The sequence below is a fragment of the Anaerotaenia torta genome (genome assembly GCF_050433395.1).
Taxonomy (GTDB): Bacteria; Bacillota; Clostridia; order Lachnospirales; family Lachnospiraceae; genus Mobilitalea; species Mobilitalea torta.
Map to the genome: position 1 here is coordinate 233,020 of NZ_JBNPXH010000004.1, position 26,054 is coordinate 259,073.

The window sequence follows — 26,054 nt, forward strand, 5'->3', positions numbered from 1 at the left end:
ATCCCTCCTAAATTCTATAAATAATTTCAAAGACAATGGTTCTTCCGAATTCCCACATTTCACTTAACACATTGATAAACAGAACTCCGATAAAAGCGATGAAGCCCATACCAACCAGTGACAGCAGGGTGGTAAGCGTATTCTTACCCAGGGTATATTCGTTGGTGGTAAGCACTCCAAAGAAAATCAGAAATACAGTCCAATATAATCCCAAATTATTCATGAAAAATACGAATTGCAGTTCCCCCGAGGTAACAAAGTTGGATAATATAGTCGCCGGTATTCCCAGGAGTATCATAGGCATCAAGGAATATGACGTAGCGATGAAGATATCACGCATCTTCCCCTTGCCATCCATTAAGGTAGTCAGCGCCCAGTTGGCAACGGTCCATAAGATAACCAAAAAGCCCACGGACATAAACGCATCATACAGGCTGATCTTTCTCCAGATCATGCCGGTTACCATATAACCGCTGGCAAACTGGTTGAATAAATAATTAAAGATAGCCAGCCCGAAGATGACCAGTGCGCCCCTCATGGTTCCCCGGTTATCTCTCTTTAGCTCATAATAACCGTCAAAGGGATGGAACATGGTGTAGTAGGAAAAGCACAATTCCTCCTTCAAGGTTCGTTTGCCATGCTTTCCCCAGCCTTCGTTGTTTATTTTCTTAACTCTCCTGATAAGAAACCCAAGACCCAGGACAATCAGAAGCATTCCCACGGGAATTAAAAGGAAGTAGTCCGCCATCAGCTCCCTCCGGTATTCGGTAAAGGCCTTACGATAACCCTTCAGATTATTCCCCAGCTTATAGTTAACCATAGCATCCTCGTATTGCTCCAACCGCATATAGGAAGAGGCAACACCGGAATAAGCCTGTTCAAAATTAGAATTCAGCTCCAATACCTTATGCCATTGAAGTGCTGCCGCCGTATAATTCCGTTCATTCTGGTATTTTAAGGCCTGGGCAATACTATCGCCGTATGCGGTTCTGGTAAATATGGTAACCGCGCCGGTGGTGGCATCCAGAACCAGAAGATCACTGCCATGGTAACACAGAGCCACCGGCCTCCTGAATACTCCCGCCTGAGTGCCGGAGCCTCCGAATACATAGAGAAGATTTCCATTGATGTCATACGTAAACACCCGGCTTCTGGTAGAATCCAAAACACTGTAGGTACCGTCTTCTCCGATGGCCACATCAATAAACCGGGAAACATCCCCGATAAATTCTATGTCACCTCCCTGGCCAAAAGCGCCGTTTCTTCTTAATACATCAACCCCGGCGGGATTCAGCTTCTTTATGGGTGTTGCGGAGGTATCATTATTCATCATGGAGCCGTACTGCGCACCGGCCTCCAGGGCACTGGAGGTTACATAGGGAAACCCCTCTTTATCAATGGCTATATTATTATATTCCGTCGGTACATTTTGAGCGGAGCGGGCTTTCTGAGCCTCGGTCCGGAACAGATCGGATATAATATCCATAAAGTTTCCCCTGGTCTTCTCGGCCCCTATAAACCCTACAAAGGTTCCGTCTTCTTCCAGGGAGATTACACCCATATTAGTGCTCCTGGCAATTACATAAATCCGGCCGTATTCATCCACAGCCACGGCCGACGGTTCATAGATCAATCCCTGCAATACATCGGAAGCGGGAGGCGGCAGGATGCTTATGAGCTTACCCTCCGCATCCAATACAACAATTCTGCTGTTTTTGGAATCCGCCACATAGAGACTGCGGTCACCGGATACAAAAACACCCCCCGGCTGGTTAAAGGTCTGCTCCTCTCCGTTCTCATCCAGAAAGCTGCTTATGTTCCGTACCAGCTGATAATTTTCATCCAGTACAAGAATTCTGCTGTTGCCCGTATCTGCAATATAGATATATCCCTGATCATCGGTTGTAATATCCCCCGGTGAATTTAAAGCGGTCTCCAGGCCAAGGTCGTAGGCATTCATTACTCCCTCCGGCTCATAGGCATGGGGCGATATAAAAAACCATCCCAAGGCATCATAGGTATAGGTTTCATAAGGCACATAGGCATAAGCTTTCACCGCACCGCCTGTCATCACCAGGAACAGCACCATTCCTATGAATAGAAAAATATGTTTCTTTTTCAACATCCTGCTTCCTCCCTATCAATCTTTCATACCAGATGTGGACATGGTCTCAATAATATTAGACTGCGTAAACAGGAAGATAAGGATCGGAACAATCATCATCAGTACCTGTGCCGCTGCAGCTGCACCCGCTCTCGCTATCCCGCCGCTCATAATCTGGGAGAGTGCATAGTTCACCGTTTTCAGCTCCTCGCTTCTGATATAGACGCTGGAGCCAATTCCCCACAGGCCTTGGACGGAAAACATAATTAAGGTCAGCCACGCCGGCTTTACCATGGGCATGGCAATGTTCCAGAATACATACAGCTCCTTTGCTCCATCGATTCTCGCTGCTTCTAAAATGCTGTCCGGAACCATCTGATCCATGAATTGCTTCATCAGGTACAGACCCAGGGCGGAAGAGAACGCCGGAATAATAATTGATTTATAGGAATCAATCCAATTCAGCTTGGTAAAAATCAAAAAGCTGGGAATAGCCGTTACCGCCGAATTGAACATCAGGGATAATACAACCATGCTGAATAAAATCGTCTTGCCCGGAAACTCATGCTTTGACATGGCAAAGGCACAAAGAGATGCAACAAAAACATGGCCGGCGGTCCCCACCCCCGTAATGAACACGGTATTAAAAATATATCTTCCGAAGGGTACCCAGGAATCGGACATCAGACGGAATAGATCCGTAAAATTCTTTGCAGTGGGATTCTCTACAAAAAGTCTTGGAGGGAAGTAAAAGAATTCTTCCAGAGGCTTCATCGAATTACTGACTGCATATACCAGGGGCAATGCCATAATAACTCCAAACAGCATCAGCAGCAGATACATTCCCATATCGGTGGCGTAAGACCGTTTTACCCCCCGCGTACGTCTCGAAAGCTTTATTTTTTTCTTATTTGCCATCTTACTCACCCACCTTCGAAATAACCTTTTGTATCACTTTATTGGAGCCTATCATAATGACGAAAAGTATGGTTGCTATGGCTGAGGCGTAACCCATCTCAAAACGCACCCGGCCATAATCCTCCAGATGGTTGAAAACCGTATGAGCCGCATAGTTGGTGGAAGGCAATCCGGCCAGGGCCGTGACAATACTTCCTACCCCAAAGGCTCCGGTAATGCTCATGACCGCACCGAACATAAGCTGGGGCTTCATGGACGGCAGTGTTACATACCACAGCTCCTGCCAGCGGTTTTTAATTCCGTCAATTGCCGCCGCTTCATACAGATAATCGGGAATTCCCTGAAGCCCGGCAATAAAGGACAGAAAGGTTGTCCCCACACTGGTCCACAGGGCAATTCCAATAATCAGTCCCATCATATACTTTTCATTCTGGAACCATAGAATCGGAGCTTGTATGATACCATAACGGATTAATACGGCATTCATATATCCCTGGGCATCATTATTAAACAGATACTGGAAAATAAAGTAGACATTACCGGATAGGGACGGTGCATAAAAAACCAGGGTTAAGATGGTTCTCCACAGCTTGGGCAGCTCGTTCAGCATCCATGCCAGGAATAAACAAATAAGATATCCCACCGGACCAATGATGACCGCCATGATAAAGGTATTTCCTACGGCATCCATAAAGATCCGGTCCTTGAGAAAGAGTCTTATGTAGTTCTCCAATCCGATAAATACGGGAGGCTCCAGCACATTGAACGAGGTAAAGCTCAAATATATGGAAATGATAACCGGCAATGCGGTAAAGCAGAAGAACATCAGCATATAGGGAGCCACAAATAAATAACTCTTCTTATTCCGCTTTATCTCATGCCATAATTTCGTTCTTGTATATTGTTTCAACTCATTTCCTCCTTATCATTCAAGCCCGAACTCTGCTCGTTTTCTTTTAATCTCTTCGTTGGTTTCCTTTGCATAATCCATCAGCACCTCACCGTCCCCGGTCTCATAGGCGATATTGGAGGCAAATTCCACACTTCTTGATACATAATACCCGCCTGGAACCTCCGGTGTCCCCTGGATATGGTTCCATTGCATCAATAGATTGCTGTATTCCTCTTTGGTCCATGGCAGACTCTTGATGGCATCCCTGTTGGCGGTAGCATACATTGCGGCCTTATCCAGAACCGATTTAATCTCCTGGGCAAATCTTGCCTGGATTTCCGCAGAGGTCCACCACTTCAAAAACTCCCAGGAGGCATTCTTGTCCTCGGCCCCCCAGAGAACCATTGCACAGGTTCCCACACTTGCAGCCGCCCTGTTGATGGTCCCATCCTCCTCCAGAATTCCCGGTATGGGTGCAAATCCCCATAATCCCTTAATCTCCGGGGCAAAAGCAGTCAGTATATTGTATTCTGTATAATCCTGAATCGCCAGAGGCATCTGACCGGTACGGAAACGGTTAGAAAAATTATAATCCCGGGGGAATTTGTAGGTTGTAAATAATTCTATCATTTCCTGGAAGGCATCAATGGTCTGATCTCCGTTCAGGGTTGATGCAGATAAGGAAGGGTTATATAGGGATCCCCCGCCTTGATATAAGAAAATTTGTGTTCCTGCAAAGCCCTTGGGAAAACCGATCTCCAGGTTATTCCTTTGCAGAACCGCAATTGCTTTATAAAAATCATCCCATGTCTGGGGAACTTCGATTCCCAACTGGGCAAAAATATCCTTCCGGTAGAACATCATGGGAAATGTCTGGGTCTCCGGTATGGCATAGGTCTTTCCCTCAAATTCATAGGGAACTATTGCACTTTCGTGAAAGCGCTGTTTCACTTCATCAAACCCTTCAAATTCATCCAAATTGACCACCGCATTCCGAATTGCATATTGAATCGGCATGCCCACCTGATTGCCCAGGGCAACATCCGGTCCCTGCCCTGCCAGAACAGAGGGCAGTAAGCTTTCTTCATTTACCAGCTTTAGATCAACGTGGATCCTCTTCTCCGGGGTAAAGCTGTCGTTAATCATCTGCCTAAGTATGTTGGCCTGATCCCTTCCCGATGTAATCCAGACCTCTACGGATGCCGCAGCCTCCGTGTTATCATCACTTCCCGTCAGTCCCAAAGCAGCATAATCAACAAAGAAGGACATCACAAAGCTTTTTATTTCGTACCACAGATTAGCAAAGAATCCCCGCTCCGCATTGGGCAGTTTATTCCCGGAGGGAGCCGCATAAATATAATCAATGGATAAGGGCTGTTCGCTGATGGTTAAAATCCAGCTTGCCAGATTACCGATATTGTCCTTGAACGCGGTAAAATTACTGGCTATCTGCCTGGGATTCTTATGCATTCTTTCCAGCTGGCTCTGCAATTTATCCAGAATGACCGTCTGTTCTCCCTTACGGCCCACGATTTCTTCCAGCTGCTTTGATATTCCGGCAATTACCTCCGCCTGCTCTCCCATCAGGTTTATGATCCGCGGGATCTGCCGGTGAAAATTATAATCCCTGTAAATATCCGGCTCCGCACCGGTAATTAACAATACATTCCGGTATATCTCATTTAATACCGTCAGGCTGTCATTTACCTGGGCAATGGAGGAGGCCAGCTCTCCCAGGGTTACTTCCAGGCTGATCTCATGTTCTCCTGCCGCCAGATAGAACAAATAGTCCTCCTGCCCGTTACCGAAGTTCTCCACGATCCAGTCACTGCTGTATCGAAAGGCCAGCGATTTTGCTTCTTCGAAGGGTATCTCGCCGTCTATCCTCAGTGTTCTGTTGGAATATACACCGGACAGAATGCTCTGTTTATAGCGGAGCGCTATGGTGTACAGCCCGTCCTCCGGGACATCCAGCTTCCAGCTGACCCATTGTCCGGCCAGTTTAAACTTGCTTTCACTGACTGTATTCAATTTTACTGCAGCCACATCCTGGGGCTCCGTTGCAGGTGAGGTACGGTCAGTCGCGGGATACAGGGTGTAATCTGATTTCCGGTGCATATTCTCTGCCTGCACCTTAATGGGTTTGGCCGAAGCAGCTTTATAACCCTTCTTCTCATATTCCGCCTTTACCTGGGCATAGTCCGGTAATTCCTTCCTCCTGCCAACCGTGATCTGCCCGATATACATCGGCTCACGAACCGCTTCCAGCGTTATGGTATGGGTCCCCTTCTCCAGATAGAATTCCAGAGGCTCATTATAATATCTGGATGCATCGTAAAGATAAACACTTCTCCATTCCGGCGCTTCTATCTGTCTGGGGCGGATGTCATTGCCGTTCACATCCTGTCTGATCTCATCCTCATCAGCCCAAACCCGTGAAAATGTGATAAATTGTGCTTCGTTATAGGGTATCTTCCCATCTATGTAAATATTTCGTTCCATACTATTGTCATTACCTTCAGCCGGAAGATAGTCAATTGAAATATGATACATTCCCGCTGTTTCAATGGTCACCTGCCATGAAACACTGCTTTCCTCTCCGGTATAAATAATACTTTCATATGCGCCGCTGCCGGGCGTCTTATCTATCGGGCCGTCCGCCTTGCTTATCTCTCCGGCGGCTTCCGAATAATGATCTGCCGGAATTCTATGGACATCCGCACCGGCGCCGGCATTCTGGTGCATTGCCAGGTACCCGGAGTAGGTATCTCCCCCGTAATAATTCAGACTCTTCTCCTCCGGCGTTTCTTTACTGTCAGCCTGTGCTCTATTGCCCTTTATGGAAAATAATATAAAGCAGAACGCGGAAAGCAGAAAAACCATACCGGCCAACCTTTTCATCTTCAATCCCATGCCAATAACCATGCCTTTCTTCAATGCCTGCCAACTCAAGGAGAGGGATTCAAACCTCTCAATATGACTGAGGCCCGCGCCTCACAAATCAGTGATTTGAATCCCTCATTTTGATGATTAAAGCGTCAAAAACCTTGTAACGCTTTAATCATTCCATTAATTTATTCTGCTGCCTCAGTCTCTCCTGTCTCAGCCTCATAGATGCCCTGCATCTTTTGAACAAATTCTTCAATGCCTGTTTCTACCGCAATTTCAACCTCGGCAACCATGGATGCTACCTCGTTCGTCGGCTGATAAAAGCATGTATTGGGAATAATATTTAAGCCGGAGTAGATGGAGCCTACCATCTGCTGTCCGATGAAGCAAAGATCGGATACCGCATATTGGTTTACCTGCTTCAGAATTTCTGCAGATTCATCATCTCTCAGCTTTGTAAGCACATACTCCTCAAACGCAATATCATTCTCCTTCTGGGCCGCATAAGCCAATGCTTCGATCACAATACCCGTCTTCTCGATATCCGGATTGGTAATGGGCACCGCCATACTGGGCGCATCATGGCTTACCCAGCACTGATAGGTATTGGTGTTGTTGCCCATGGGAATGGGAACAATACCGAAGTCATCTTCCATTTCATAAATCTTGTCTGCCACGCCCCTGCCTCTGGAATAGGTATAAAAAAGGGATTTCCCTTCCGCAAAAGCTTCCACATAGGCATCCATATCGGAGCCTTCCGGCTTCGGATAGAAGGTATCGCCAACTGCTACCATCTGCTTAATGGTATTAATCGCCTCAAAGGCTTCGGGAGTATTAACGCCAAAGGTAATGGACCCGTCCGCTTCCTGCTTAATGACTTTATTACCGGAAGCCAGATATAAAACCACTGAGACATCCCAGTCATGACCGGTAGCAAGTCCATAACGGTCATTCTCATCCATGACACCGTCACCGTTCAGGTCCTTCGCAGCCGCTCTCTGGTATTCCAGGAATTTATCAAAGGTCCATTCCCCTCTTTCAACCAGAGCATAGGGGCTTTCCAGATTCAATTCCTCGATGATCGCTTTATTAAAGAACATTACGAAGACTTCATCGTTCTGGCTGGCAAAGGGAGCGCCCATTCCATAGATACGATCCCCATAAGCAAGCAGCTGGATATTATTATAATCAACCCAATAAGATTTTGTAAAATTCAGGCCGGGAACATTGGTAATATCCATTACCCTTTTGCCGTTTACATGTCTTCCGATCTCCCAGGTGGGGCAGATGATAATATCCGCATATTTATCACCGGATAATACTGCATCGGAAAACTCTGTCTCATTATGATTTCTGTATGTAATCTTGCAATTATAGGTATCTTCAACCCATTTTACTCTTTCAATAATGGCGTTGGCAACTTCGGAGCTTCCTTCCTTGGGAAACCAACGGTTCTCATTCACATCTGCCACCACAAATTCATAACCGTCCAGATCCACTACCGGAGGTGCATTAAGATCCGTATCATCCTCGGGCTCGCCTTCGCCCTCTGCATCGGGGGTCACCTCTTCACTGCCGGGAGCCTCAGTCACCTGGTCCGGTGTCTCCGGTTTCTTATCCTTATCTCCATCTTGAGAACAGGCGGCCAGACCTAATATCATGACACATACTAAAAGTAAGCTAATTATTTTCTTCATCTTCCTATTCATCCCCCTTTTTTATTTTTCAAACTGGAACCAGTTCATATTAAACAGCCAGTCTCCTCCGTTGGTATATACCAGATATACCAGCTGTTCCCCTGTGAGAGATGCAAGACCTTCCACTTCACAGGTAACGGAATCCCATATATTCCAATCACCGGTACCGGGCACTTTACAAACTCCCACCAGATCTCCGTCAATGCCGCCCAAGCGGATCTCAACCTCTCCGCCTTCCATGTACCAGGAAGCTACTCTGAAGGTCACCTTATTATATCCGCCGTCACCGAAGTTAATATGATACGCAGTATAGTCGCCGTTGTTAATGCCGCCGATTCCCATAGCGCCTTCCGTATCGGAATTGGCTTCCACAACCAGATCAAAGCCGTCCGTATAATCTTCTGCTTCAATGACTGCTGCCGCATCATGGGGCCCTTTTGCAAACTGGAACCAGTTGAGATTGAATAACCATTCACCGCCATTGGTAAATACCATATAAACGTCCTGAACTCCTTCAATCGATGCCAGATCCGCCACCTCAAAGTCAAAGGTCTGCCAGATGCTCCAATCACCGGTTCCCGGAATATGACAGGTTCCAACCAGCTGACCCTCAACGCCGCCGATACGGATTTCAACATCTCCGCCTTCCTCATACCAGGAGGCCGCCCGGAAGGAAGCCTTGGAAAAACCGCCGTTTCCGAAATTCACCTGATAGAAAGCAATATAGTCACCGTTATTAACGCCGCCAACTGTCTGCCCCCCATCTTCATCGGAGCCGTCTTCCACTACCAGTCCTTCTAATAAATCATTTTCAGCAAATTTAATTACATCTTTTGCATTCTTTTCTTTTACCACTGCTTCCGGCTCCTCTTCCGGTTCAGCCTCAGCATCCGCGGGTGTTTCTTCTGCCGGTGCCTCCTCTGCCGGCGCCTCCTCTTCCGGCGCTTCCTCTGCCGGTGTTTCATCCTGTACTGCATCACCTGTATTATCGTCTAATACGGCATTGCTGTCCACCGGCTCTTTACCGGTATCTTTAGCGCATCCAATCAAACCAAATACCAGTAAACAAATCAATAAAGCGCCAATTTTTTTCTTCACTGCCATCCTCATACCTAATCTCCCTTTCTTTTTTTGCGGCTGAATTTGTTCCTTACCGGACTAATTCAAACCAATTTAGATTAAACAGATCATCATCGCTGCCTTTGTATACCAGATATAATTCCTGGATACCGCTGACATCTGTTACATCACAAGTAAACGTTTCCCAAACATCCCACCCTCCGGTGGTATTGATCTCACAGCTTCCAAGGATCTCGCCGTCCACTCCTCCCAGGCGGATCTCTATGGTTCCGCCCTGCCGCGCCGAAGCCGCCCGAAAAGACGCTTTTGTAAAGCCTCCCTCTTTGAAGTCCACATTGTAATACACGGTATAATCATTGTTCCGGATACCGGCCACACTCCTGCCCCCTTCGGAGCACTCTTTTGTTACGATACCTTTGCAGGTATCAAAGGCTTCTATCTCAATTCGCTGAGATCCATCCAGCATTGCGCTTGTCTTAGTCCTGCTGTTATTTAAAAGCGAAACTGCCGAGGATGCTCCGAATACATCATATTTAACCGTATCGCTGGTTTTTGTATTCCAGGTCGTCCAGATAAGACCGGCTTTATTCCTGTTGTTCCATGCAACGGCTCCGTTATACTTCAGCCATTCCAGAATATCTGTCTGATTGTATCTTACGGCAAACCGGTAGATCCAGCGGCAGAGAATTCCTTTAAACCCAATTAAATCTCCGCTGCTGTCTTCATTATTCATAACTCCGCCCTGATACATGGTATTGATGGTATAATCGGCTGCCAACCGGGCACGGTTATAATACAGCTCATCCCGGGTGTGTTCGTACAGCAGCATATTGGCTCCGATAAAGGTTCCCTGGTTATAGGTAGAAGCCCAGTGGTTCTTTGAACCATGAATATCGTATGCATCATACACTTGACCTGAAGCAGCATCGTACAGGTGCTCTGCCTGCCAGTCCATAATCTGCACCGCTTTATCATAATAAGCATCTTCTCCCAGGGCTTCAGCCAGAAGACAGGCCGCTATGACTGCCGGGCCATTAATACAGGAATTCTTAGTCTGGTTGTCAGTACGCCACCAAATCCCGCCGCCCAAATCATCGCTCCAGCCCCTGTCCCATACCAGATCAAAATGGCTCCGGGCAATTTCCGCAAATACCGGGTCCCCAGTGAGCAAATAGGCTCTGGAACAGGCAATCACCATCCACATAATATCATCATTGTATTCATTGTGCGCCCAGTTCTCCCCATTGTGCAGCTTAAATCCCCGAAAGATATCATATATCATATCCCTGTATCTGGGGTCCCCCGTGTTCTCGTAAGCATCGATTACGATCTCATATATCTCCGCCTGATCCCAGAATTCCGTTCCCAGGAACAAACCAAATTTATTCATTTTACTGTAATAATAATACTCGTCAATAAAGCTGGAAAAGCTTTCATAAGCAGCTTCTTCCACATTAAATTCATAATCAACGGACAGTATCTGGCGGGTAGCTTCGCTTACCAGCTCACCCGTGGTATATCCCAATCCCTTCAATCGGACCTGCAGGGTCTTCCCCGCATCCCTGGGCTGTATTATGTAATGTTCGGCAATGCTTACGACCTCTTCCTCTACAAGCCATTCATATGAAACAATGGCATTGGCAGGTGAGATGGTGGCCGTCAGCTGATCCCCAACCCTGGGTGAGTAATTGCTCAACGCAACGCTCCTCATCTCCTTGCCATTGTCTTTGGCAAACCGAAACCAATTAATATTAAACAGATAATCTTCCCCTCGGTAAATCAGATAAACATCGTGAACTCCGGTTGTCGGCAATATATCACAGCCGGCATTCACCCAGGTTTCCCAGTTGGGGCCGGTTGTGACAACCTTACAGGTTCCGATCAGCTCACCGTCAATCCCGTCCAGACGAATCTCAATATCGCCCCCGGCCATCATGGCCGCTACGCGAAAAACAGCTTTAACAGCCCCTTCCTCACCGAAATCGACATTATAATATGCCGTATAATGACCGTCTCTGACGCCGCCGATACTCTGGCTGTTATCCTCCGAGCAGTCTTCCACAATCACGCCTTCCCTTTCATTGAAGCTCTCAATTGGAATTCTTTGAAAAGCATTGATCGGCTTAATCAAAGCTTTGTCCGTGCTATTGCTATTGCTGCCTGTGGATCTGCTATTGGCGGAACTCACAGCCAAAACCACAATCACGGCAATTATAGCAATTACGACAATAGTCATACCAATAACCAATTTCTTCTTTTTCATCATTTCGTGTCTCCTAAACAGGCTGGAATAAAGTTATTGGAAGTGCGCTCAGCAATGTTCTGATGTCGCCACCCTTTTATAATGATATATATATTATACATACCATTCTATGATATGTCAATTCATTTTGTTATAAATCACATAATATTTTTTATATATTTTTTTTACAGTTATTTTTATGTTATTAATATACAAACCGTTTTCATGATCCGGTATTTTTATGGTAAACTTTTTCACAAATAGAGACTGGTATTTCAAATGGTTTTTAATTTGTAATATTTGATATACCAATCTCTATTTTATGTTGTATTTCTATTCCTTCCGTTTTTATTCTTTAATAATACGAATGGTTTTTATTTCATAAGGCATAATCTCAAAGATCACTTCATTGTCTGTAATCTCCAGGCAGGCTTTCTTCTCCTCCAGCATATTGCAATCCACTGCCTCCGCCACAGGATGGGAAAACCGGAGCTTCACCCTGGTTCTTCGGTTAAAATATTCATACAAACGGATAATAACAGCATTCTCCTGTCCATCCTCCGGTTCCTTCACCAACTCCACCATGACATTATCCGCATCGACGGAACATATGCCATAATTACCTGGCAGGCTCCCGCCCTCCGTTTCTTTCACGCAGCCAAACAGGGGATTATTGAGCTGGTATGCCTCTTTTGCCACATAGGCTTTCTTCCAGTCTCCCCTATGAGGATAAATTCCATAGGTGAATTCATGGTATTCCTTATCCGCCTCCGGATTCGGCGAAGTAGCGGATTTGATCAGGGATAAGCCAATGATCCCCTCATGGACATTACACCCATATTTGCAGTCATTGATTATACTTACCCCATAATCATCTTCGGATAGGTCCACCCATTTATGATGGCAAACCTCAAATTTGGCATAATCCCATGAGGTATTGTAATGAGTGGGGCGTTTTACATTACCATACTGGATATCGAAAGTCGCTTCAGAGCTGTGTATATCCACCGGAAACAGCGCCTTCAAAAGAAGATGGCTTTCTTTCCAGTCAATCTCATTCTTCACTTCAACCACCGGGCTATCCTGATAGAGGTAAATTCTCTGCACAATTGTGGACTGCAGATAATTCCGCTTAATTACAATCCCGCAGCGGTGAACCCCTTCCTCGATCTGGATTTCTGATACATCCCCTATCTCCCAGGATTTCTCCATATAATAATTATTGATATCCCAGGCATCCCAGTTATGGGGAATATCCTCATAGGTCATCAAAACATTCCCCGGCCTATCCTTTTGCAAAATCTCCCTGTCCGCCTGCTTATCGTAAATAGATACCATGTATCCCTTTTCATTAAATAAAATACGGATATAACGATTCTCCAGGCATTCTCTGCTTACGGACACCTGGTTCTCCGGCGCCTTCTTATCCCGAACCAGTTGGAACGCCTTATAACCCATGGCAGGGATCTCATCCGCTTTTACCAGGTATTCCATGTCGCCGACCTTCTGCAGCGGATAGCTCTGTTCCTCATCCAGGATATAACAGCCTTCCAGATTCTCTTCTGCCACGACAACCGCATATCCGGAGGATCGGAAACCATTCATGTTATACACTATCACACTGCCGGCAGGAACCCGGACTGCTTCCGTCACCTGTTCCAGACGTTCCTTCAGCAGCTTTCTTCCTTCTGCAAAAAGGCCGTCATATTCCTTCTTCGAATCCTGATATACCTCAAGAATGGAGGAGCCCGGCAAAATATCATGGAATTGGTTCCTCAGCAAGGTCTCCCACAGTCCCTCCAGCTCCTTCTTCGGATAAGTACTGCCCATCAGAAGCTTTGTTGTGAAGCCTGTTAATTCAAGATTTTGAAGAAGCACTTCTGCTTTCCGGTTGAATTTCTTATTCCTTCCCATCGAGGTATAGGTTCCGCGGTGATATTCCAGATACAGCTCACCGTCCCATCTGGGGAATTTCGCTTTTGTGCCGGCTTCCTCCAGCTTTTCAAAAAACTCCCGGCTGGTAGCTGTTTTCGTCACCGGACACCCTGGAATACCTTTTTCCAGACGCCTCTGGTGCTCCAGCATATTCTTGGTCGGGCCGCCGCCTCCGTCACCAAAACCATAAGCCATGAGCACCTCTTGATTTTTATCCTTTTGTTGATAACGGCTCCACGCTCCTTTTACCTGCTTTGGCTCCAGCATGGCATTGTAGGTGGTAAAGCGGTTATCACTGACTTGCAATCTGTCATAATCACTGGAAGGGATAAAATGAGTCAAGACCTCTGTCCCATCAATTCCCTTCCACCGGAAGGAGTCATAGGGCATCTTATTCATCTCATTCCAGCTGATTTTTGTTGTCATGAAATACTTAAGCCCGCATTCTTTCATGATCTGGGGGAGCGCCGCAGAATATCCGAAGACATCCGGAAGCCAGAGCACTTTATTATCCACGCCAAACTCCCGGCGGAAGAACTGCTTTCCTTTTACAATCTGACGGATCAGGGATTCACCGTTGGGAAGATTACAATCCGCTTCTACAAACATACCGCCTTCCGCTTCCCACTGTCCGCTGCGGATTCTCTCCTTGATCTCTTCATATAAATCCGGCTGCATTTCCTTAATTGCTTTATACAGGTGCGGCTGGCTGGACATAAACTTGTATTCCGGGTACCGCTTCATGAATTCAATCACTGTACCGAAGCTTCGAACCGCCTTATCCTTGGCCACCTTAATTGTCCACAGCCAGGCAATATCAATATGGGTATGGCCGACGCAATATACAACCGGTCCGTTATTATGGCATTTCTTCTGATAAAATTCCTCCTGGATATACCGCTCCGCCTCTCTTACCGACTGACGGAATTCCTCCGAATATCCCTGACGGAAATCAAGAAGGTTCACCGCATCATTCAGACCCCTGATTATAGTTATGTAATCATCCTCTTTCTTCAAGAGTCTGGCTGCTTCATAGGGCACTTTCAGATCGTAATAAAGCTTCTCCGTCTCTGTCTCCAGAACCGCGATGGAGGAATCCAGGGAAGACCAGAAATATTCCTGCCCGGTGTACACCCTCAGACAGATCTCATATTCCGTTCCAGGAACCGCATGATCCGTTAAAATAATTCTTTCGTGATTGTCATCCAGCCCCTGTACGAACTGTCCGTTGATATAACAACAGCATTGGGGATTCGTGGTATCCTGCCGGGTGCCTCTGTGAGTTTTCCACCAGTAAATCATCACCTCCCCTGCCATTTCTTCCGGGACCGTAAATCTGGTTCTGTAGTAATCGTACTTTCCTTCTCCTCCGCACCGGACGGATCCGCTCACCTTATGCCATCTCAGAGAATCATCCGTAATATCATGGATTGGTTCCGACAGTCCGGCCGCCTCATACTCCTGCAATGAAATCTCATTGCTGATAATATACCTCTCCAGTTCCGAGAGCAGTTTCCCTATTCTTTCTTCTAAGAACAACATTTCTCCAGCTCCTTTTCCCGACATAATTTCTCTTCAAAAAATCCTTCCCTGCACAACTTATCCATTAATTCCGCAAACAGGGAATTCGCCCACGCAAACCATTCCCTGGTAAATACTTCAGGAGAATCCGGATCAAAGGATTCATGCATGTAATTCGTTCCCGCATGGGTCCGGGTAAGCATCTCGACGCACTCTAAAACTTCTTTGGAATCGGCGGAAGTTAATGCCTGCATCGTAATACCGATATGCCATACAAATCCCTCGGGAGTATGAGGGCTTCCTACTCCTTCGGCATAAACCCCTTCCGCATAGTAGGGATTTTCCTTGGACAGGATATATTTTCTTGTATTCAAATATACTTCATCCTCACAGCCGCAATATCCCAAATAGGGCATGGACAGCAGGCTTGGTGAATTCGCATCGTCCATTAATACATAATTGCCCTTTCCATCCACCTCATACGCATATATCATTCCGTATTCCGGATGCTCTACCAGCCCGAAACGGTTGATTCCTTCCCTGATCTCTCCTGCCAGAGCTTCACATTCTTGCGCCAGTTCCATATCATGGTAGCCTTTGGCACAGATTTCGGAGGCATAGCCCAGCGCCTGTACCGCCATCATATTGGCCGGTATTAAATACCCATAGACACACCGGTCATCCGACGGACGAAAACCCGACCAGGTCATACCGGTTATTGCAACCGGCGCACCTTTGCCGTCATTGCTGAGGGTATCTGTTTCCGGACAGTTATATCTGCGAAAGGTATAATCAGAGGAATTGTGATCCTGTTCAATACGGAACACCCGAAGAATGGTTCGGATCATCGTCCGGATCTGTTCCGTGAATAAGCTCTTCTTCCCTGTCTCCTTCCAATATGTATGCAAGAGATACAGCGGGGCGCACAGGGAGTCCACTTCATATTTTCTCTCCCAGACAGAAGCATTCAGCGCCGTCTCGTCCTTATGTCCCTGTCCGTTGGGACTCTCATTGAATGCATTGGCATAGGGATCAATCAATACCATCTGCGCCTGCTTCTCAATCACGCCTTCGATCATTGCCCCCAGCTGCTCATCCTCCTTGCTGTATTTAATATAATGCTTCAACTGGGCGGAAGAATCTCTCAGCCACATAGCCGGTATATCACCGGTAATGACAAAATAACTTCCATCTTCCAATTGCTTTACCGTTGTCTCTATGGTATTTAAAAAACATTGCTTTATGAGAGGTGCCGCCGAAGGCATCTTCTCCCGGTAATACTTCTCCAGTTCGTCGGCCCGTCTCAGTAAAATTGGAGGGATTTTAGTATTCATCTGTCTGTATTCCTTTCTTATATCATTTTGCACAAACTTATATGATATATTATATATATCCTTATATGATATGTCAATGTGTTTTTCCCTTGAAATCTGTTTTCATTTGGTCATAACGACAAAAAGGCGTCCCTGAGAAACCGCCTTTTTGTTAATGCTCATTATAACAGGATCCTACCCGATAAAAAACCATCCCTTCACCGCATATTCCAGCGCTGAAGGGATGGCCCCTGTGCTTTCACTCATATTCTATTATCTTCCAAAGAGAACCAAAAACCCCATCAACGGCTCCTACCAGCCATACATGGCATCTTCGTCCGCATAGACGGTAATGGTCTCCGTCTTCGTAATCTCACCGCAGGTTATGGTAATCTTTACTGTTCCCTCACCTACAGGTGTAATCTCAACTCTGCCGTCCTCGTCCAGCTCTCCCACTTCTGCAATGCTGGAATCCGAAGAGGTTACGGTAATTGCTTCCGGTGCATTATAGGGTTCCTTGTATACGTGGAGGATGATTGCATCATCTCCGACATAGGTCTCATCCGAGGACAAATCACAGCTCAGGTCCTCTGCCTTCAGCTCCTTCACAGTCACTTTACAGCTTCCGATGAGTTTATCCTTGGCTGCACTGGATGCGTTCTCATAAACCTTCACTGTCGCGGTTCCGGGCTTCTTAGCTTCCAGAATAAATCCATCTCCATCCGCTTTTACTATAACCACTCCGGTATCATCTGCCTCAAAATAATATTTCACATCAGCCCGTGCATTATTAACCAAAGAAAATGCTCCTATTATCTCTCCGGCATCTATCCCATATTCCTTCGCCACAGAGGCCTTCTTCACAACAAACTTCAGCTTGCCGACGGTTCTGGTCTTCTTATTGTAGGTCTCTTTTACCGTAACAGTATAAGTACCTGCTTTCTTCGCCGTATAGGTCTGCTCGGGGTAATAGCCATTCATTAACTCTGACTTTACCACCTTCTCCTTCATAGAGAAATTCTTATCACTGGAAGTAAAGGTATAGGTCGCATCGTTATTACGGCATTCGTAATAGATAAACATACCGCTTGCCGTACCCAGCGGCAGTCCGTCGTATTCCTCCGCGTACAGACTCGGATCCACTACTGTAACCTTGCAGGTTCCTACCTTGGTTGTCTTACCGTTTAGCTTCTGGGAACAGGTAATCGTTGCGGAGCCTTTCTTCAGTCCTGTAAGATATACCTTCGTTCCGCTGGCCTTCAGCTTCAGCACTTTCTCATCGCTGGACTTAAAGCTATAGGTGGCTTTCTTCACCGGATTACTTACTTCCAGCACATATTTAGCATCCTTCTGATAGACGCCAAATTCGCTCCAGGTGCTTCCGGTACCGATCATCATCTCTGAATCAATCGTTGTCTTGGCCGCTGCCTGAACACTCGCTGCCGGTAATTGTGACGGGAGCAGCAGCCCCATCACCAGCAGGAAAGAAACAATTACTTTTAACAATTTTGTCCTCTGGTACTTCATGTTGGTCATTCCTCCAATGTTTGTTTTTCAGTACAAATGCAATTTTATATGATAGCTGTGACTTTTTCAATCATTAAAAGTAATAGAATTACATTTTCGTCCTTTGTTACTAAATTTTGGACCATTTTTAGTGATATCCACATATTTATCATAAATGACCATATAAGTACTAATTACCCATTGTAAATCCCCCGCTCAGTCATTACCAATAACGGATTTATTTCCAAGTATCATAAAAAACTCTCCCTTGGTTAGCAGGCTTACACCATTCGTTCGCTGTACACCTTCGTTATCCTGTCGCAGCGTAACAAACCATCTATACTGTCACGGTCAAACATCGCATTTATTGCAGCGATATGCTCGTCATATCCAGGGTCGGTTGGCAACGGATTGTTGTCCTGGGATGCGATATAAGCTAACCACCTGTCCCGCGTATAATCCATTGGATTGGGAAATTCACGAATCGTCGGCTTTGTAAAAAAAGCATCGACCGCCTGCTTGCTAATCGTTATCATCTCCCCACCCGGTGCAAGGTTGTAAATGGCAATGACCATTCCGCCGGGTTTGATAATTCGGTGACATTCTGCGCGGAACGCATCCGGATTAAACCAGTGCAGCGCGTGAGCGACGGTGATAACATCAGCGCTGTGTTCGGGAAGCGTTGTCGCTTCGGCTGTGCCATCTATCATCTTTGCGTTTGGAAAAGGTGCAAGGGTAGTACCCAGCTGCCCGCTCATATCTGCGTTGGGTTCAACGGCAAACACAGAGTAACCGCGCTCCGCCAACGTCACCGTGAATTTTCCCGTCCCTGCACCGATGTCGGCAAATACGGCATCCTGCGGTACAAGCGAGCAAATATATTCCATCGCCTCTTTCGGATAGCCCGGGCGTCCTATGGCATAAGCTTCCGCTTTGCCTGTAAAGTTTTCCGTGTTCATAACTTTCCCCCTTCCCACTCGGATTTTAGTATTCTGTATTCGACTCTATCTTTCAATTTCCCGTCATGCCAGACAAAAGAATTGAAATCAGCTTCTTTCGTCATCCCGCATTTAATCATAACTTTTTCAGAACCTATGTTATCTTTCATACATCCGCATGAAATTCTGAAAACTCCGTTTTCTTCAAAAGCGAAACGGATTACTTCCCGGAGGGCTTCCGTGGTATATCCTTTACCCCAAAACTTTGGTCTGATAAAGTAACCCATCCCAACCAATTTACCTAACGGAGTAAACTCTATTACAGTATAACCCATTTCGCCTATATGCTCTTGTGAATATTTATCTTCGATACGTAGAAAGTATAGCTTCCTGTCTATCTTATCTATCTCATGTATGGCATTTTGAAGATTTATCTTCGATTCTTCAATCGTGTTAGTTGCTATGTCCTGCAAATAATACATTGCCCTCTTATCGCTAAAAAGGGCATGATGTGTTGGTAAATCTTCATAACAATGATCTCTTATCATTGTCCGTTCGGTCTGTAAATTAATCATTCGTTTACCTCCATTGTTGATACCATAAGCGAATTTACATTTATTTTATTATATATTACAATACAGATAAGTTCAATAATTCCTTTTAAGCTATACCAAAAACAGGAAGTCAACAGAGGACCTTACTACCAAGGTCTGTCTTCACAAATCTTGTTCCATGAGTAGATCATTGTATTAAAGAATATCCGTATCTGACATTCATATTCATACGGTTTCCTGTCGAACCAAACATAGCCTTCAAAGCCCGCCCTGCTCCAAGCATATAATTCCTCAACAAATTCAAATTTCCAATCACCGTTATTAATTTTAGCAGCGAATTGTTCGATTGTTAATTCTATTCGTTTTGTAAAAATGACTTTCTTAAATAGATGGTAGGTTTTAAAATAATATATTCGAGTAAAATCAGCGTCAATATCTTTAAAGCGAATTTCAGATTTATCCGTACGTAAAGTCATCAAATTCAAAAACGATATCCTTATTGTCAATAAACACATTTGAAATGCAGCAATCATGTAAACTTATATTTGGATAATCATTTTCGGCAGTATACTTCCACATGAATTAGTACCTCATATTCGTTAAAAGTTGTATGAAATGTAAAAAATCCACTCCTCAAGCGAGAAGCGGACTTTTTCCGTGTCCTTGTAATACAGGGCTTTTTCGCGTCAACATTGTATCCGTATTGACATTGCCGCATTTTTACCGTATACATACATAGAGTTCATAGTAACCCTGAGGATAAAAACAAATCGGACAAATTTCAGGAGCGCACAAGCCGCTTAAGATATTGCCGCAGCCCAAACAAATCCATAATTTTTCTTCGCTTTTACAAAACAGGGTATCGGTCTGTATTTCAGCTAAATATGTTTGAAATGTCAGCTGGTGGTTTAGCTTAATATTAGCGATGCCGCTGAATAGTGCGGAGATATCTCCATATCCCTCTTCCCTGGCAATCCGTGAGAATTCCCGGTACATGGTGTTTCCGGCATAGTCTTCATTTTCCACAGCCTCCGCTAAGTTTTGTTCCGTATTCCTTTCACCGCCGTTGATAAGATTGCGCAATCTTTCCGCGATAAATCTGTTATTTCTTGATATGGTTTCGAACGTAAAACCAATTCCCAACAAGACCTCTTGGCTCGCTTTTACACCGAATATATCATATCTGGCCTGTGACTGTAACTCATAACCAAAGGCAGTTTGCAGATTCTGATAAGTCCTGCTTTGTTGAAAATCCATATGACCTCCCAGGATAGCTATTCCTCATATGAATCATATGTTTTATTTGATTTTTTATGTTACTGCGGTTTCCATTTTCATAATGTTTGTAAAAATATCCCTCCAGTATATCTGTCAGTTATCCTAACTTACTCATCCCAATTGTGCCAGATCTCTTGCACATCGTCGTCTTCGTCCAGCAGATCCAGGATACGGTTCATCATCTTGATATCCTGCTCTTCCTTCAGTTCCACCCAGGTCTGGGGGATCATGGTAACATCTGCCTGAAGCATGGGGATTCCAGCCTTCTCCAGGGCCTCTCTTACCGCACTGAAATCATCGGGAGCTGTCACCACCTCGAAGCTGTCCTCTTCCTCCGCAAAGTCCTCGGCACCCGCATCCAGAGCGAGCATCATCAGATCATCCGCTTTCATATCACATTCATCCCTGTCAATAATAATCTGCCCCTTGCGGTCAAACATGAAGGACACACATCCCTGGGAGCCTACATTGCCGTTGCCCTTGGTAAAGGCATTGCGCACATTGCCCGCTGTTCTGTTCTTATTGTCTGTCAGAGCCTCCACGATGATTGCCGTGCCGTTGGGGCCATAGCCCTCATAGGTAACGGTCTCATAATTAACGGCATTGGCATCCCCGGCAGCCTTCTTAATGCTGCGGTCAATGGTATCATTGGGCATGTTGTTGGATTTTGCCTTAGCGATGATATCCTTAAGACGGCTATTGGAGTTGGGATCTGCCCCGCCTTCCTTCACCGCAACCGCAATCTCCCTGCCCAGCTTGGTAAATATCTTGCCTTTTACAGCATCATTCTTTTCCTTTTTATGTTTGATGTTCGCAAATTTCGAATGTCCTGACATCTTAATCCTCTCCTTTAATTTATACTATTAATAAAAAGTGCTATTCCGCATTCAACAGCTTGCTCAGCTTCTCCATAACCTGAACTGTCTCTTCTGCGGTGCGGATGGCACACAGGATCGTATCATCCCCTGCGATGCAGCCTACAATACTGTTCATCTGCAGTGCATCCAGGGCCGCCGCCACGGCCATAGCCATACCGGATACCGTCTTTACCACCAAAATATTCTGGGCCATATCCATGGAAAGAAAACCGTCCCGGAATACACGGATATATTTCTCACTCATTCCCGGCTCTGTCTTCTGGAGCACAATGTACTTCTGCCTTCCACCATCAACCGCCACCTTGGTAAGCTTAAGCTCTCGGATATCCCTGGACACGGTTGCCTGGGTAACATTATAGCCATCCTTCATCAGACGTTCCGCCAGTTCCTCCTGGGTTTCAATATCGTACTTATTAATGAGTTCAATGATTTTACTCTGTCTGCTGATCTTCATCTTTCCCTCCATGGCACCTCATATTGAGTGGTTCCTGTCTTTCCTAATCTCCGCTCTTACCAAGCTTTGATCTGAGAATTTCATAAATTCCGGCATGATTCAGCTTGATCAGCTTCGTATCATATTCTGCCTTCTTCATCAGTATGATATCATCCGTTCCCAGCTCCATCACCCTGCTGCCGTCAAAGGTCACAATGGCTTCCGCTTCCTGTGTCTTCTTGCTCTTCCCTATCACTACCTTAATCGTATCCTCCGCCGACACAATGATGCTTCGGGGACTCAGCGAATGCGGACAGATAGGGGTAATTACCATAACACTGGCCTGGGACATCACAATGGGTCCTCCTGCTGACAGATTATATGCAGTGGAACCGGTGGGAGTGGAAATAATCACTCCGTCCCCCCGGAAATTATCTACCAGAGCATCATTCACATAGATCCCCAGGCTGATAATTCTTGAAAAACCTTTTCTGGCTATTACAATATCGTTAAGGGCGTAACCCGCGGCTTCACCGGCACTTTGCAGAGACCTGGCGCTATGGGCCGCCTTCGCTTCCATCATGATCCGATTCTCAACCTGGTAGTCATCCTGAAACAATCGTTCCAGCGCTTCCGGGACATTGTGCTCCTCAATCTCAGCCAAAAATCCCAGAGTTCCCATGTTTACTCCGAGAATAGGTATATTATAAGTCATCAGGTCATTTGCCGCCTGTATGATCGTACCGTCGCCTCCAAGCACAATTGCACAGTCAATATCCTCCGGAACAGTGACATGTCCGTCATTCTCCATTACCGAAGATACTCTGGAGAGCACAACCTGCTTTCCCGCCTTCTCTATATAAGCAGCCACTTTATTGGTCACCCGCAGATCCGGGTCCTTCTCTCTATTGGTTATAATCAAAAACTTGTCCATCTGACTATTATTCTCCTCAAATGACTGCCCTGCTTCATGCAATATAAAAGTTTATCACAGAATTCCATAAATTTCAATCCTATTATGCATAAACTTTAAAGCAGCTTAATAATTATTCGAAAATCAATCTGATCTTTAAATTTCATCCTATCGAAAGAGTATTATGGGCTTCTGTAACCACCTCTTCCACCATACTGCCGAGTCTGGAAAGCTTTCCCCCTGCTTCCTCTTCCCGCCGCGAGAGTTCCGGTTGAACACAGGGCAGACCGCCGGGTACTTGACCTTGTTTTTGTAAATATAATAAATATTCAATATTCCCTTCCGGCCCTTTAATTGGGGAGAAATCCAGGGCAAGGCATAGAAAACCAATGGAAGCGGCATAGGAGCTGACCAGACGAATGACCTCTTCATGCACCTTCCGATCCCGCACTACCCCCTTCTTACCCACCTTATCCCGTCCCGCTTCGAACTGGGGCTTAATCAGGCATACCACCTCTCCCCCCGCAGCCAGCAGCTCCCGCACCGGAAGGAGCACCTTGGTCAGCGAGATAAAGGATACATCAATAGAGGCAAAAGCAATCACATCCTCCAGCTCCTCCGGCGTAAGGTAACGAATGTTGGTCTTTTCCATCGAAATTACTCTCGGATCCTGACGGAGCTTCCAGGCAAGCTGATTGGTTCCCACATCCACCGCATAGACCCTGGCTGCCCCATTCTGGAGCATGCAGTCGGTAAACCCCCCTGTCGAGGAGCCGACATCCATGCAGATCTTCCCCTCCAGGGAGAGCTGATAACTCTCTATGGCTTTCTCCAGCTTCAAGCCTCCCCGGCTGACATATTTCAGAGGATTCCCCTTCACTTCGATGGAGGCCTCGGCAGGAAAAGTGCTTCCCGCCTTATCCTCCCTCTGCCCGTCAACAAAGACATTGCCGGACATAATAATGGCCTTTGCCTTTTCTCTTGACTCTGCCAGATTTCTATTTACCATTAATACATCCAATCGTTCTTTCAAGATAACTCCCATGCCTTCCGTTCTGTTTCCTGCTTGATCCGTTTCAGGATACTCTGTGCATCTAATCCAAATCTTTTGTGAAGCTCACTGACCGAGCCATGTTCAATAAAGAGGTCCGGAACAGAGATATTAATCAGCCGGATATCCCTTTTCCCTGCTTCGCAAAGATAATCGGCAACCCTCTGCCCATACCCGCCGGTTTTCACATTCTCTTCCATTGTTATGAATAAATTATGCCTGGAAGACAGCTGTTCTAAAATCTGAACATCCATGGGCGATATGAAACGGACATTCACAAGAGTCGCCTTCTTTCCCTCCTGCTTCAGCGCTTCCGCCACTTCAGCCCCGGTCTTAACCATGCTTCCCACCGCCAGAACAGCAATGCCGTCACCTTCTTCGATCACCTCCGCCTTGCCAAGCTCCAACGGCTTCTGGAATTCATCCAAGCCGGAATACACCTCTCCCTTGGGATAGCGGATAGCCGAGGGGCCGGAACGGGATGCGGCAAAGCGCAGCATCTCCTCCAGTTCCCAGCCGTTCTTCGGCGCCATTACCGCCAGATTGGGAATATGGGAGAGAAAGGACAGATCAAAGGTTCCCTGATGAGTCTTACCGTCTCTTCCTGAGATTCCCGCACGGTCAATGGCGAAAATCACCGGCAGGTTATTAATGCACACATCATGAATAATCTGATCGTATGCCCTTTGTAAAAAGGTGGAGTAAATTGCCACCACCGGTTTAAAACCGCCCATGGCAAGACCTGCCGCAAAGGTTACCGCATGTTCTTCCGCAATTCCCACATCAAAGAAACGGTCGGGATAATATTTGTTAAAATCGGTCAACCCGGTTCCGTAAGGCATAGCGGCAGTGATGGCAACAATTTTGTCATCCTTCCCGGCAAGCTTCAGAACCGCATCGGAAAACACCTTGGTATAGGAAATGCCGCTTTCTGTTTTCATCGGCTTTCCGCTCTCTATATCAAAGGGATCCACGCCATGAAACCGGCTGGGATATCTTTCTGCCGGACGGTACCCCTTACCCTTCCTGGTAATTACGTGAACCACTACCGCCTTCTTCGCCCTGGAAGCCGCTGCAAAGGCCTCAAGCATGGATGGGATATTATGTCCGTCAATGGGCCCGATATAGGTCAGCCCCATATCCTCGAAGAACATGCTGGGAAGCATAAAATACTTAATGGCATCCTTAGACCTCTTGAGCTTGTTGACAACGGTCTTGCCCAAACCAGGCATGAGATTCAGCGTATTCTCCATGTTTTCTTTAAAGCCCGTATATTTTGAGCTGGTGCGAAGCTTGGCAAGATAATTCGCCATTCCTCCCACATTTTCTGAGATAGACATATTATTGTCGTTCAGCACTATCATAAAATTGGTCTTAAGCCTGCCTGCATTATTCAATGCTTCAAAAGCCATGCCGCCGGTCAGAGCGCCGTCCCCAAGAACAGCCACTACCTTATGCTCCTCCCCGTTCAAATCCCTGGCCTTCACCAGACCCAGCCCCGCGGAAATCGCGGTGGAGCTGTGCCCTGTATCAAAGGAATCGCATTCGCTCTCCTCACTTTTCGGAAAGCCGCTCATGCCATCCATCTGTCTAAGGGTCGGAAACAATTCCTTTCTTCCCGTCAGTATCTTATGGGTATAAGCCTGATGCCCCACATCCCATACCAGCCTGTCTTGCGGAAAGGAAAGAAACCGGTGCAGAGCTATCGTCAGTTCCACGACCCCCAGGTTGGAAGCCAGATGACCGCCTGTTTTGCTTATATTCTGTATTAAAAAGCCGCGGATCTCCTCCGCCAGCTTGTCATAATCCTGCTCCTTTATCTCATGAATATCATTTGCCTGATTTATAGTATCCAATATCTTCGGCAAGTTATCACCTCATTCCTGAATAGTTCAATATTAGCTTCGGCCTG

General features: G+C 46.1%; 18 protein-coding genes. All 18 read right to left on the reverse strand.

Annotated elements, in window-relative coordinates:
• Positions 1–7: 7 nt before the first annotated feature.
• The 18 genes from HNQ56_RS09050 to dxs all read right to left on the reverse strand — a co-directional run bounded on the left by HNQ56_RS09050 (position 8) and on the right by dxs (position 26,010).
• Entirely contained in the window at positions 8–2,125 is a 2,118-nt protein-coding gene (locus HNQ56_RS09050; RefSeq protein WP_429144806.1) for a YIP1 family protein, read from the reverse strand.
• 15 nt (positions 2,126–2,140) lie between these two features.
• Positions 2,141–3,022: a carbohydrate ABC transporter permease gene (locus HNQ56_RS09055; RefSeq protein WP_429144808.1), complete on the reverse strand. Its 882-nt coding sequence runs from the start codon at positions 3,020–3,022 to the stop codon at positions 2,141–2,143.
• 1 nt (position 3,023) lies between these two features.
• On the reverse strand, positions 3,024–3,932 hold the full coding sequence (locus tag HNQ56_RS09060; protein ID WP_429144810.1) for a carbohydrate ABC transporter permease: 909 nt from the start codon (positions 3,930–3,932) through the stop codon (positions 3,024–3,026).
• Between the two features lie 15 nt (positions 3,933–3,947).
• Positions 3,948–6,815, reverse strand: coding sequence for an extracellular solute-binding protein (locus tag HNQ56_RS09065; protein WP_429144812.1), 2,868 nt, complete (start codon positions 6,813–6,815; stop codon positions 3,948–3,950).
• 173 nt (positions 6,816–6,988) lie between these two features.
• Complete coding sequence (locus HNQ56_RS09070) at positions 6,989–8,500, reverse strand: ABC transporter substrate-binding protein (RefSeq protein ID WP_429144814.1); 1,512 nt, start codon at positions 8,498–8,500, stop codon at positions 6,989–6,991.
• Between the two features lie 21 nt (positions 8,501–8,521).
• Entirely contained in the window at positions 8,522–9,598 is a 1,077-nt protein-coding gene (locus tag HNQ56_RS09075) for a carbohydrate-binding protein (RefSeq protein ID WP_429144816.1), read from the reverse strand.
• A gap of 52 nt (positions 9,599–9,650) precedes the next feature.
• Positions 9,651–11,843, reverse strand: a complete 2,193-nt coding sequence (locus HNQ56_RS09080) for a carbohydrate-binding protein (RefSeq protein WP_429144818.1) — start codon at positions 11,841–11,843, stop codon at positions 9,651–9,653.
• A 327-nt stretch (positions 11,844–12,170) separates the two neighbouring features.
• Positions 12,171–15,299, reverse strand: a complete 3,129-nt coding sequence (locus HNQ56_RS09085) for an alpha-mannosidase (RefSeq protein ID WP_429144820.1) — start codon at positions 15,297–15,299, stop codon at positions 12,171–12,173.
• Positions 15,287–16,612, reverse strand: a complete 1,326-nt coding sequence (locus tag HNQ56_RS09090; protein ID WP_429144822.1) for a glycoside hydrolase family 125 protein — start codon at positions 16,610–16,612, stop codon at positions 15,287–15,289. Before HNQ56_RS09090 ends, HNQ56_RS09085 begins: the two co-directional genes overlap by 13 nt.
• Before the next feature lie 291 nt (positions 16,613–16,903).
• Positions 16,904–18,118 (reverse strand): Ig-like domain-containing protein, encoded by a 1,215-nt coding sequence (locus HNQ56_RS09095; protein WP_429144824.1) that lies wholly within the window; start codon positions 18,116–18,118, stop codon positions 16,904–16,906.
• Positions 18,119–18,378: 260 nt separating this feature from the next.
• On the reverse strand, positions 18,379–19,056 hold the full coding sequence (locus tag HNQ56_RS09100) for a class I SAM-dependent methyltransferase (RefSeq protein ID WP_429144826.1): 678 nt from the start codon (positions 19,054–19,056) through the stop codon (positions 18,379–18,381).
• Positions 19,053–19,610 (reverse strand): GNAT family N-acetyltransferase, encoded by a 558-nt coding sequence (locus HNQ56_RS09105; RefSeq protein WP_429144828.1) that lies wholly within the window; start codon positions 19,608–19,610, stop codon positions 19,053–19,055. The genes HNQ56_RS09100 and HNQ56_RS09105 overlap by 4 nt, the downstream gene beginning before the upstream one ends.
• A 699-nt stretch (positions 19,611–20,309) precedes the next feature.
• A complete protein-coding gene (locus HNQ56_RS09110; protein ID WP_429144830.1) occupies positions 20,310–20,846 on the reverse strand; it encodes a rubrerythrin family protein in 537 nt (178 codons plus the stop codon).
• A gap of 128 nt (positions 20,847–20,974) precedes the next feature.
• On the reverse strand, positions 20,975–21,703 hold the full coding sequence (locus tag HNQ56_RS09115; RefSeq protein WP_429144832.1) for a YebC/PmpR family DNA-binding transcriptional regulator: 729 nt from the start codon (positions 21,701–21,703) through the stop codon (positions 20,975–20,977).
• 40 nt (positions 21,704–21,743) lie between these two features.
• Positions 21,744–22,199, reverse strand: coding sequence for an arginine repressor (gene argR / locus HNQ56_RS09120; protein WP_429144834.1), 456 nt, complete (start codon positions 22,197–22,199; stop codon positions 21,744–21,746).
• A 43-nt stretch (positions 22,200–22,242) separates the two neighbouring features.
• Positions 22,243–23,112: an NAD(+)/NADH kinase gene (locus HNQ56_RS09125; protein ID WP_429144836.1), complete on the reverse strand. Its 870-nt coding sequence runs from the start codon at positions 23,110–23,112 to the stop codon at positions 22,243–22,245.
• Positions 23,113–23,254: 142 nt separating this feature from the next.
• Positions 23,255–24,124 (reverse strand): TlyA family RNA methyltransferase, encoded by an 870-nt coding sequence (locus HNQ56_RS09130; protein WP_429144838.1) that lies wholly within the window; start codon positions 24,122–24,124, stop codon positions 23,255–23,257.
• Entirely contained in the window at positions 24,121–26,010 is a 1,890-nt protein-coding gene (gene dxs / locus HNQ56_RS09135; RefSeq protein ID WP_429144840.1) for a 1-deoxy-D-xylulose-5-phosphate synthase, read from the reverse strand. Before dxs ends, HNQ56_RS09130 begins: the two co-directional genes overlap by 4 nt.
• Positions 26,011–26,054 lie beyond the last annotated feature (44 nt).

What these genes read in the sequence shown, in the direction of transcription:
- HNQ56_RS09050 (WP_429144806.1), bottom strand. Translation starts at nt 2,125, where the DNA reads ATGTTGAAAAAGAAACATATTTTTCTATTCATAGGAATGGTGCTGTTC.
- HNQ56_RS09055 (WP_429144808.1), bottom strand. Translation starts at nt 3,022, where the DNA reads ATGGCAAATAAGAAAAAAATAAAGCTTTCGAGACGTACGCGGGGGGTA.
- HNQ56_RS09065 (WP_429144812.1), bottom strand. Translation starts at nt 6,815, where the DNA reads ATGAAAAGGTTGGCCGGTATGGTTTTTCTGCTTTCCGCGTTCTGCTTT.
- HNQ56_RS09070 (WP_429144814.1), bottom strand. Translation starts at nt 8,500, where the DNA reads ATGAAGAAAATAATTAGCTTACTTTTAGTATGTGTCATGATATTAGGT.
- HNQ56_RS09080 (WP_429144818.1), bottom strand. Translation starts at nt 11,843, where the DNA reads ATGAAAAAGAAGAAATTGGTTATTGGTATGACTATTGTCGTAATTGCT.
- HNQ56_RS09085 (WP_429144820.1), bottom strand. Translation starts at nt 15,299, where the DNA reads ATGTTGTTCTTAGAAGAAAGAATAGGGAAACTGCTCTCGGAACTGGAG.
- HNQ56_RS09090 (WP_429144822.1), bottom strand. Translation starts at nt 16,612, where the DNA reads ATGAATACTAAAATCCCTCCAATTTTACTGAGACGGGCCGACGAACTG.
- HNQ56_RS09095 (WP_429144824.1), bottom strand. Translation starts at nt 18,118, where the DNA reads ATGAAGTACCAGAGGACAAAATTGTTAAAAGTAATTGTTTCTTTCCTG.
- HNQ56_RS09100 (WP_429144826.1), bottom strand. Translation starts at nt 19,056, where the DNA reads ATGAACACGGAAAACTTTACAGGCAAAGCGGAAGCTTATGCCATAGGA.
- HNQ56_RS09105 (WP_429144828.1), bottom strand. Translation starts at nt 19,610, where the DNA reads ATGATTAATTTACAGACCGAACGGACAATGATAAGAGATCATTGTTAT.
- HNQ56_RS09110 (WP_429144830.1), bottom strand. Translation starts at nt 20,846, where the DNA reads ATGGATTTTCAACAAAGCAGGACTTATCAGAATCTGCAAACTGCCTTT.
- HNQ56_RS09115 (WP_429144832.1), bottom strand. Translation starts at nt 21,703, where the DNA reads ATGTCAGGACATTCGAAATTTGCGAACATCAAACATAAAAAGGAAAAG.
- argR (WP_429144834.1), bottom strand. Translation starts at nt 22,199, where the DNA reads ATGAAGATCAGCAGACAGAGTAAAATCATTGAACTCATTAATAAGTAC.
- HNQ56_RS09125 (WP_429144836.1), bottom strand. Translation starts at nt 23,112, where the DNA reads ATGGACAAGTTTTTGATTATAACCAATAGAGAGAAGGACCCGGATCTG.